The following is a 9,949-nucleotide window of genomic DNA, read 5'->3' as shown; positions in this document are numbered from 1 at the left end:
TGGCTGCGATCTCCTGGATCGTCTTGTCTCCGCGCAGTGCATCAAGCGCGACCTTCGCTTTAAACGCGTCCGTAAAATTCCGGCGTCTCGCCATTCTCGTATCCCTTCAAATCAATGGGATACACCTTAACAACCTGTCCAAATTTCCGGGAACACTTCAATTGACAGAAACATCGTACCGCGCCGCTGCCGAGCTATGCGTATTGCCTGCATCAACCTGCGCGACAACACGGCGCCGAAGTTCCAAAGGATGAGGTTTACCCATGAAGACTGCCTTGTTTGGCGACAAGACAAAGAATCACGGATCAACATGAAAGGGAATCCTGAATCTGATTAAACGCGACACGATCTAAATCGTGGTAGCTCAGCGGATAACGCAGATACCATGATACAGCTTGAATGATCAGCCATGCCTCAAATTGCCGACCTTTGAAATCGTCCTTCGACTGGTTTCTCAGCTTTTCGGCAATCGTATTGAGAATCATGAACCCGCTGCTCCAACAAAATCGGAGCGTCTTTTCAGCTGCTAAACGTCAAAGTCACGTTAACGCAGAAACTTTGCGACAGGCCCGGAACGAGGGGCCTCATATCATCATGTGGCTCTGAACCGCATCATCTGTGAGCCCATCTATTCTTCCGCCTTCAACAACATGGCCTTTTTCGAGCATTGCGAAGTGCGCACAGGCACGACGAAGAAAGCCAATATTCTGCTCAACAAGAATTATGGTAAGGCCAAATTCCGAATTGAGCCGCAGAATGACCTGTTCGATTTCCGCAACAATTGAAGGCTGAATTCCTTCATTCGGTTCATCAAGCAGAAGCAGTTTGGGGCGTGCGGCCAGTGCGCGAGCAATCGCCAATTGCTGCTGCTGCCCACCAGACAAGACCCCTCCTGCGCGATCCAGGTTGTTGATTAGATACGGGAAGAGCTCAGGCACAATTTCCGGAATTCCAATTCGTTTTTCCGGGTCGGCATAAGCGCCCATAAGAATGTTCTCGCGCACGCTAAAATCCGGAATGATCTCTCGTCCCTGCGGCACATAAGCAATGCCTGCGCGCGCACGTTCGTGAGTCAAATAGGCCGAAATGTCGGTGCCATTGAGCGTGAGCTGACCATCAGACCTGTCTGTTAGCCCCATGATCGTTTTTAGGAAGGTGGTTTTGCCCGTGCCATTGCGTCCGGCAATGCCGGTAATCTTGCCAGCTTCGATGTTCAGGGTAACATCATCGAGCGCTTTTGACCGTCCATAGTAACTGTTCAGATTCTGAATTTTCAGCATCATTGAATCCCCTGTGCGCCCAAATACGCGGCCTTTACCTCAGGATGATTTTCAATGAAGGCAACATTGCCTTCTGCAAGAACCTTACCTAGATGCAGCACCGTGATGCGCTCTGCTATATCGCGCACAAATGCCATGTCATGCTCAACCACCAGCAATGTGTGACGACCTTTCATGTCATTGATAATTTGCGCCGTTTTTGCTGTTTCCGCCTGTGTCATGCCAGCGGTTGGTTCATCAAGCAAAATAACCGAGGCATTCTGAATAATCAGCATCCCGAGCTCCAACCACTGGGTTTGCCCATGGCTCAAAAAGTCTGCCTCGCGCCCGGCATCTTCTTCCAGTCCAATCTGGGCCAGAATTTCGTCGACCTGATTTTTTTCAGCACCTTTTCCTCCAAAATTAAGATTCGACAAGACACCGGGTTTACCTGAACGGGCAACCTCCAAATTTTGCCGGACCGTGAGGCCAGAAAAGATCGACGGGATTTGAAATTTTCGACCAATGCCTGCACGCGCTATGCGGTGCTCACGCCAATTGGTTACATCCCGGCCATTCACTCTTACACGCCCCTTCGTCGAGCGAGTCTTGCCGCTGATGAGATCCATCAGCGTCGTTTTGCCCGCACCATTTGCACCAAGCAGCACCCGCAACTCGCCTTTTTTAACGGCGACCGACACGCTATCAACGGCTTTGAACCCTGAGAAATCAACAGTCAACCCATCCACTTCCAACGCCATGTCACTCAATTTACGATCTCCGACTTTTGTCTTCCGAATGGGCCGGTTTCACGGCTTCGAAACAAGGCAATCTTTTCATGCACAAAGCCTGCAAGTCCTTGGGGGAAATAAATCACCGCAAGAACAAAAATGAAGCCGATGATGGCTTTCCAGGATTCGACCAGAGCCTTTGTTTCGGAGGCCTGCGCCTCAATCATATTGATCAAAATCGCACCAATACAGGCCCCCAGGATGGACCCACGACCGCCAACAGCTGCCCACACAACCATGGTGACGGAAAAGCTCAACTCAAGAAATGACGGTGACGCAAACTCCGACACAAGCACATAAAGCATGCCCGCGAGACCGGCGATGCCCGCTGAAACCGCGAAAAAGAAAGTCTGGTAGGCTGGAACATTGTAACCGAGATATGAGGCCCGGGTCTGACTGTCTCGAATGGCCTGTAAAATCACGCCCGCACGGGTGGCTACCAAAAGTCGCGTGAGCGTCAACACCACCACAAGACTGATTGCAACGAGGTAATAGGTTGCCTTGCTGTATGGATCGAACTCGTATCCGGCGACTGTGAACCAACCGAGATCTGTCAGCCCATTAAACCCGTTGGTCAGCGGCTGCGCATCGACCACAATCAATCGTGTCAGCAGGACGAGGGCAAGCGTGATAATTGAGACGAAGACGCCTGAAATGCGTTGCCCAAAGATGATCCGCCCCAGAATGACCGCAACAACGACCGGCGCGACAACCGCCATAGCCAGCCCAAACCATTGCGATTGAAACGGCAACCAGGCCCAGGAACCCGGCAAGATGCAACACAGGTCCGTGGGTGCCCCGGGTTCGGCATTCCACAGCATGAAATCCGGGACGGGTTTATCAGATCCTTGCTGCAGGCTTGTATAGCTTGCAAGCTTAAGCGACATCGCCATGGAGTATGCACCGATGCTGAAAAACAGCCCCTGCCCCAAATTTAGAACGCCCGCATAGCCCCATGTCAGGGCAACAGCCGCACCAAGCATGCCGTAACAGAGGTATTTGGCCACACGGTTGAGCCAGAATTCGTCGCCGATAACCGGAAGATAGAGAATTATGGCAAAGAAGACCAAGTAGGCTAAAACACGATAATTCATTAACTTTTTCACGCTCAGCGTCCCTTGAATGAAAAGAGGCCAGACGGCTTGACGAGAATGACGCAGATCACCACTGCAAACACAGCCGCACGCCCGACGATGTCGTTGTAGCCCGTCGCAACAATTGCGTTGAGTTCACCCAGCAAGCCCGACGCGGCGACGGTTCCCAAAAGACTGCCTACGCCTCCGGTGACCACGACCATGAAACCATCAATGACCAAAGTTGCGCCCATGTCTGGCGAAACCGTCTTGAAGCCGGCAAGAAACACACCTGCAACACCTGCCAGGCCCGAGCCAAGGGCAAAGGTAATCGCATTGGTGCGCTTGACATCAATGCCACAGGCAGATGCAATTTGGGGGGTTTGAATAATCGCCCGAACTTTCATGCCCAGCTGGGTTTTATAAAGCACAAACCAGGTCATCAGCGTCAGCACAATGGTCATGACGATAATGAACAACCGGTAGATATTCAGCTCTTGTCCAAACAGCACCATCGTGCCCTGCAGCTCATCCGGCATAGGCAGATTTTGCAGCCCCGTGCCAAGGCCTTCAATATGAATACCGAAGAAACTCAACCCGAACTCAAGCCGAATCATCTGCTGGAGCAAAATGGCAATCCCAAAGGTGGCGAGCAACGTATCCAGCAATCGGCCATAGAGGCGCCGAACCACCAGTTTTTCGATGGCCAGCCCAATCAGGGCGGTCACAAGAAAGGCCACAGGAATTGCGAAATAGATATTTGCGCCAATCCATATTTTGATGAGAACGGCCACATAGGCACCGATCATCACCATTTCGCCATGGGCCATGTTTATGATGCCCATTGCGCCATAAGTAACGGCAAGGCCAAGAGACACTAGCAGCAAAATTGAGCTAATGCTTAAGCCGATAAAAAGCGTATCGAACAAGAGATCGTCTCCTGGAAATTGTGCATGTCGCCGACATATGGGCAGGACTTTCGGCGTGATGACCGTCACATTCTTGATGTTAGCGCAGCCATTGCATAAACCCGGTTTGGGCCCGCACGAGGAATGCGGCCACACTCATGTGCGGCCGCATCAGGCTCGATATTATAGCTTGCTTGAATCAAGACCTTGTGGCGTGCAGAATAGATTTTCAGCTGTCTCGCCGTACGCGGCATAAGGCAAAGGCTTGATCGGAGCAGGGTATTCGTTGACCACCTTGCTCTGACCGTCAGATTGCCACTGGCCGACGCGTGGAGTGAGCCAGCAATGCAGGTTGTCCTCATCAACCTTAACTTCGCCACCTGGTGCAGCGTAAGTTTGACCACGAATGCCCGCGCGAATTGCGTCAGCAGTCAACCCGCCCTCTTTTTCAACCGCTTGCTTCCAAAGGAATACCTGAAAATAAGCCGCTTCGAGGGAGTGGTAGGTCAGCGCCTTTGGATCACCAACAAAGGCGCGGTAGCGTTCAATGAAGCTGGTATTTGATGGCAAATCAAGCGACATGAAATATGGGAAGGACGTGTAGCTACCTTCCGCATATTCCGGTCCCATTGCCGCGATCTCGATCTCGGACGTCACAGTCGCACAAATTGGCACATCTTTGTGGCTCATGCCCTGGTTAATGTACTCGCGATAGAAGGAAATGATGGAGTCACCAACAACGTTGGACAGCACCACGTCTGCGCCCGATTCCTTTATCTTGTTGACCATCACAGCCCACTCGGAATGACCGAGTTCAAGATACTCGTCAGCCACCCACTCTGCGCCACCAGCCTCAATTAGGCCCTTGGTCACCTTTGCCATTTCGCGGGGGTAAACATAGTTGGACCCGACCAGGAAAAACTTCTTCTTGCCAAGCTTTTCAATGATCCATGGAATGTAATTTCCAAGCTGCTGATTAGGCACAGCGCCGGAATAAATCACATTCTGCGAGCACTCAAAGCCTTCATAATGGGTTTGATAAAACAGCATGGCATTACGGCGTTCAAAGATCGGAAGAACCGCCTTACGGCTGGCTGAAGTATGGCAACCAAAAACGGTCATCGCCTTGTCTTTGATGACAAGTTTCTGCGCTTTTTCAGCAAAAGTTTTAGGATCGGAAGCCCCATCTTCAACGATGACTTCAATCTGCTTTCCCATCACACCGCCTGCGGCGTTGATTTCAGCTGCAGCCATCTGCACACCGTCAGCCAGCATTTTCTCAACAACGGACAAACCACCGGTCTGCGAATAGAGCGCACCGACTTTGATTGTTTCGCCAGAAGCAAAACTGGAACGAATATAGCCTGGAAGCGTCAATGCAGCACCGGCTGCAGCAACTGTTTTCATGAACTGTCGTCTTTGAATGGTCATGTAGTTCCCCTTATTGCCATGCAGAAGCGTTGCTCCAAGCACGAGACTTTTTTGAGTTCATTGAGTTTCGTTAAATGAAGTAGTCCGACAGCCCTGTCGAAATGCAAAAAGCCCGCGTGGCCTCTCGAAAGGGCCGATGCGGGCTTCTTTGCCTATTCCTCTTATATTGAGGAAAATATACGTCACGTGGCCTCAAGGACGGGACATGACTTTATGAAGAAACAATAACGCTATCTCACGCATGGTGACAAGGCGTAATGTTTACTCAGTCTCATTTTTTTGCCCTGCACTGTCTTCATGTATCTCGACGATTTCCATGGCAAGTTGCTCAATTGCAACCCGTCGCTTCATGGCAAGCGTGCGAAGCTCGTGATGCGCCTGATCTTCATTAAGTCTCTGCTCACTCATAAGTATAGTCTTGGCTCGCATGACAACTTGATCGCCTTTTAATTTGCGCTTGTAGCGTCGGGCATCGCGATTGAGTTCACGGTTCTGATGCCAGAGTTGCCTGGAAATTGCGAGGTTTGAGAGCAGCCCAAACGGCTTGACTGGACGGCCCAGAACAGCCATTGCCCCGCTCTCCAACACCTTCTGAAGCGTGGCTGGATCTTCATAACTCACGATAACCAAAATCGTCGGCTTAGGCTGCTGAATAGACTTGATCAATGTGTTGAGTGCATCGCGTTCATAATCATCAATGGACAATAAAAGAATATCCGTCTTTTCAGGCAAACGCTCAGGCACTGGCCAGATCAGCTGCGGCACGCAGCCAATGCGTCTTAAATGATCCATCAACGCCGAACCTTCTTCATCAAGCGGATGGACAACAACAACCTTGAGGTTTTGCAGCTCTTTCAGGAATGAATAACTCATCAGAATTCAGTTCCCGTCTGCTCGACATCATAAGATTCGGACAGTTCCTCAGACAGGATCTTGACCAGAAAAGGGTCTGGCGCAACGCGCTCCGTGGGCTTGCAGACAATTTCATAGGGCTTGCCTTCACGGATCCGCGCCACCCGAGGCCACAGATGCGCATGATTTGTAAACCGGTCGATCCGGACCGGTCCCTGAGGTGCATCAAATTCAACCTCATACAGCGCGGCCAACAGTTCGTTGCGCGTATCAGCCCCCGCCAAGGCAAGAGCTTTTGCATAAAGATGAACCGAAAAATACGCGGCTTCAGCCGGAGCTGTCGTCGGCAGACCATCTGGTGTTGATGCAGAGAGTGCTTGGGTGAAAGCCTTTGCCGAAGCTCTTTCCAAACTGTTGAAAAAGGGCGCGGCAATGATGTGCCCATCTGCAGCACCGGGCTGCATCCGGACTACATCAATTTCCGATGTTGATTGGCTCGAAATCGGCTTGGTTTCCGGATTGTAGCCGGCCTCTTTGAAAGCATTGTAGAATGCCACGATACCGTCACCCACAATTGTGGAATAGATCTGGTCCGGCTTACAGGCGTCGATGCGCTCCAATATTGTCTTGATATGAGCGTCCGTCAGGGCAAGTGGTACATAAAGCTCATCGAGCACTCTGCCGCCTTTGCTTGCAAACAGATCAGCCACAATCCTGTTTGATTCATAAGGATAAACGTAATCCGACCCCACCAGAAAAATTGATTTCCCGACTTCGTCATAAAGGTAGTCGACAAGGGGGACCGAATTCTGATTGGGTGCCGCTCCCGTGTAGATACAATTGGGCGAATATTCGAAGCCTTCATAAAGCGTCGGGTAGAATAGAACCGCATTTTGCGCTTCGATCACCGGCATCATTGCCTTGCGTGTGCTTGACATATGACCGCCAAAAAACACACGAATATCGCGGTCACGGCACAGGTCGCGGGTTAAATCACAATACAGTTTAGGCGTCGATTGTGGATCGACATATGCGGGTTCGATCAATCGCCCTGCGACGCCACCAGCGGCATTGATTTCATTAATAGCGAGACGGACAGCAGCAATCTGGGTTTTTTCGATTGCGCCGGTAACACCGGTCTCAGACATAATGACGCCAACGGGCCAGTTTTTTGAGTGCATGTGATTTTCCACTTGGTCCCAACCATAAAAGGAAAAAAGGCAGCCACCTTCCGGAAGAAATTCCGTAGGAGAGCCACCCTGCTCGAGGTTCGTTTTGCCTACAAAACGCCAATCTGCTTGCCGTGTCAAATGTGCACTCGGCACAAAAATTGGTTCTTGACCTCGAAGCATATCCTGCGCGAAAATCAAAACATGGTACGTACCGCATCGCGCACGACGCGAGGCCACGGCCCTGAACGGAAGATGCTGTTGCGCTGCATATAGCGCTCAAGACTTCAATCATGCCGTTTCTGCTGACAGAGTGGTCAGATTTTCTCAAATCGCAATCGGAAGTTGGAATCTCGCCCATTCATGGTCGGCATTTCGCTTGCAATACATTCATCTAACTCGGTCAGCAGCAGTCCTGCAACCGATGGGGGCGGCGTTGTCCTAAGCGCTTGAAAGGAATGCCATGAACACGAAAACTGAAGTGTCTCTTCCTCCACTTGGAGAGTTGACAGTCGACATGATCCGTAAGGGCCTGGTTGAAGGTACATTCACAGCCGAAGCTCTGGCTTTGGCCGCGATTGAGCAAGTCAAAACGTTGAATGGAAAATACAACGCGATCATTTTCGAGAACCCGGAAGCCTTGGAAACAGCTCGTGATGTTGACCGCCGCATTGCTTCTGGCGAGAAAGTAGGGGCGCTTGCGGGCGTACCTATGGTCGTCAAGGACCCAATGGACATGAAGAGTTTTCCCACCACCGCCGGATGGCGCATGCTCTATTCAAAAACCGGCGGCGTCGATTTGATGCCAGCACGCGACAGTCCGGTTGTAGCGCGCATTCGCGCAGCTGATGCCACCATTCTTGGCAAAACCAATGTGCCAATCTTGAGCTGGACAGGAACTCACGCGGATGACAGCTGGGCTGGCCCAACCATCAATCCCGCGAAGGAAGACCGCGTCACGGGCGGATCAAGCGCAGGAACAGCGGCAGCTGTCGCATCACACATGGCTGTTGTCGGCCTGGCAGAAGAAACTGGCGGTTCCATTCAGAACCCGGCCGGTGCGCAAAACCTTGTTGGCATCAAACCAACAATCGGCCTGGTGCCCAACGCGGGCGTTGTGCCTCTTTCCAGTAACCGCGATGTCGTGGGTCCTATTGCAAGGACAGTCAAGGATGCCGCGGAGTGTCTGACTGTTCTTGCGGGCTTCACTAGCGAAGACCCCAAAACTCTGGCATCCGTTGATAAAATACCCGCAGATGGCTATGCGGCTGACCTCAGTGCTGATGGCCTGAAGGGAAAACGCATTGGGCTTTATGGCCCAGGCTGGCGTCCTGACGAACTGTCCAACGAAGCTGCAGATCTTTACGCCCAGACCAAAACTGAACTTGAGGCAGCTGGCGCAATCCTGGTTGAAGATCCATTTGCGGGAACCGACTTCGCTACTCTTCGCAAGATTACACCTGGTACCCCATTTTTTGACGGACGGGGACTGGAATCCATTCCCTTTGACATCACCAACTACCTCCAGCGCCTAGGTCCTGACGCAGCCCTGAAAACGTGGGAAGAGTTTGTCGAAGCAACAAAAAAGGAAGATGTCTTGGCAAAGGGAGCCATTCTTGGCTACCTGCATGAGCTGCCGGATTTCGGCCCGTGTCTGGCTTCTCCGCGCACGCCGCCTGCCCTGCCTGCATTCATAGCGCTCAAGCGGCGTTACCTTGAATTACTAGATAAGGTTTTTGCAAAGCACAGCCTTGATGCCCTTGTCTATCCGCAACTGCTGGAAGAGCTTCCAATGGCACAATCTGGTAATGCGGTTCGCGAGACAACCGTCGGAGAGCTTAATATTGCCGGTATTCCGGGTGTCACCGTTCCTGCCGGGTATTATCCATCTGGAACGCCCTTCGAGTTGATTTTCCTTGCAAGACAATGGAGTGAGGCTGCGCTTATCAAGATGGCCTATGCCTACGAACAGTCAACGCAACATCGCAAATCTGTTTTCGAGTAAGAGCCAGAAGGTACCAACAAGACCGCGGTTTCCAGAGGCTCCAATTCCTGAAAAGAGTGGAGCCTCATGCCCCGATGACGAACAAGTTCCCACTTCAAGTCCCCAGTCCGAATGTTACAGGGAACCTCTTCAACCCGCTTTTGTCTCTTGATCGCCATCTCTGGTCCTCCGTTTTCCTAAGTATAGGGGTGGACCAATTCAAAGGGGGAGGATCAAATTCACCGAAATTTCTTTCGTCTTTCCCTGTCACTTTTGGCAACGCTTTTTCCACCATGAATTCACGGTGCTTGATACCGCCTAAAATTAAAAAAGATCTTTCAAAGTTATGCTCGCTTTCAATAAGGCGTTGGTGCGCGGATTAGCCGATGAGCGGAGCTCGTTCTATGATGGGTCCGCTTATTTGGTTGCTCCCGCCGATGCTTGGCAACGAACGGATTTCGGGCGTCCTCAGGCGAGCATTC

8 protein-coding genes and 1 pseudogene are annotated in these 9,949 nt (G+C 51.5%); 1 reads left to right on the top strand and 8 read right to left on the bottom strand.

What is annotated here, in order from left to right:
- Positions 1 to 341 precede the first annotated feature (341 nt).
- The 8 genes and pseudogenes from V6575_RS22985 to V6575_RS22950 form a co-directional block, all read right to left on the bottom strand.
- Positions 342 to 485, bottom strand: a pseudogene (locus V6575_RS22985) (IS6 family transposase); the annotation flags it as partial.
- A gap of 99 nt (positions 486 to 584) precedes the next feature.
- A complete protein-coding gene (gene urtE, locus V6575_RS22980) occupies positions 585 to 1,280 on the bottom strand; it encodes an urea ABC transporter ATP-binding subunit UrtE (RefSeq protein WP_340277821.1) in 696 nt (231 codons plus the stop codon).
- Positions 1,280 to 2,029: an urea ABC transporter ATP-binding protein UrtD gene (gene urtD, locus V6575_RS22975; protein WP_340277817.1), complete on the bottom strand. Its 750-nt coding sequence runs from the start codon at positions 2,027 to 2,029 to the stop codon at positions 1,280 to 1,282. Before urtD ends, urtE begins: the two co-directional genes overlap by 1 nt.
- Positions 2,026 to 3,144 carry an urea ABC transporter permease subunit UrtC gene (gene urtC / locus V6575_RS22970; protein WP_422785624.1) on the bottom strand — a complete coding sequence of 373 codons (1,119 nt, stop codon included), beginning with the start codon at positions 3,142 to 3,144 and terminating at the stop codon, positions 2,026 to 2,028. The genes urtD and urtC overlap by 4 nt, the downstream gene beginning before the upstream one ends.
- A gap of 14 nt (positions 3,145 to 3,158) precedes the next feature.
- The gene (gene urtB / locus V6575_RS22965) at positions 3,159 to 4,052 is read right to left on the bottom strand and encodes an urea ABC transporter permease subunit UrtB (protein ID WP_340277816.1); all 894 of its coding nucleotides are present in this window, start codon (positions 4,050 to 4,052) and stop codon (positions 3,159 to 3,161) included.
- A gap of 162 nt (positions 4,053 to 4,214) precedes the next feature.
- On the bottom strand, positions 4,215 to 5,462 hold the full coding sequence (locus tag V6575_RS22960; RefSeq protein ID WP_340277815.1) for a transporter substrate-binding protein: 1,248 nt from the start codon (positions 5,460 to 5,462) through the stop codon (positions 4,215 to 4,217).
- Positions 5,463 to 5,723: 261 nt separating this feature from the next.
- Positions 5,724 to 6,335, bottom strand: coding sequence for an ANTAR domain-containing response regulator (locus V6575_RS22955; RefSeq protein WP_340277814.1), 612 nt, complete (start codon positions 6,333 to 6,335; stop codon positions 5,724 to 5,726).
- Entirely contained in the window at positions 6,335 to 7,495 is a 1,161-nt protein-coding gene (locus tag V6575_RS22950) for a transporter substrate-binding domain-containing protein (protein ID WP_340277813.1), read from the bottom strand. The genes V6575_RS22955 and V6575_RS22950 overlap by 1 nt, the downstream gene beginning before the upstream one ends.
- A 451-nt stretch (positions 7,496 to 7,946) precedes the next feature.
- On the opposite strand from V6575_RS22950, the gene V6575_RS22945 reads away from it, so the two are divergent.
- Complete coding sequence (locus V6575_RS22945; RefSeq protein ID WP_340277810.1) at positions 7,947 to 9,488, top strand: amidase; 1,542 nt, start codon at positions 7,947 to 7,949, stop codon at positions 9,486 to 9,488.
- Positions 9,489 to 9,949 lie beyond the last annotated feature (461 nt).

Origin of the sequence: Roseibium algae (assembly GCF_037783265.1) — a bacterium.
GTDB lineage: Bacteria > Pseudomonadota > Alphaproteobacteria > Rhizobiales > Stappiaceae > Roseibium > Roseibium algae.
The sequence above is the reverse complement of the archived record's forward strand: the minus strand, read 5'-3'. Positions and strand labels throughout refer to the sequence as shown.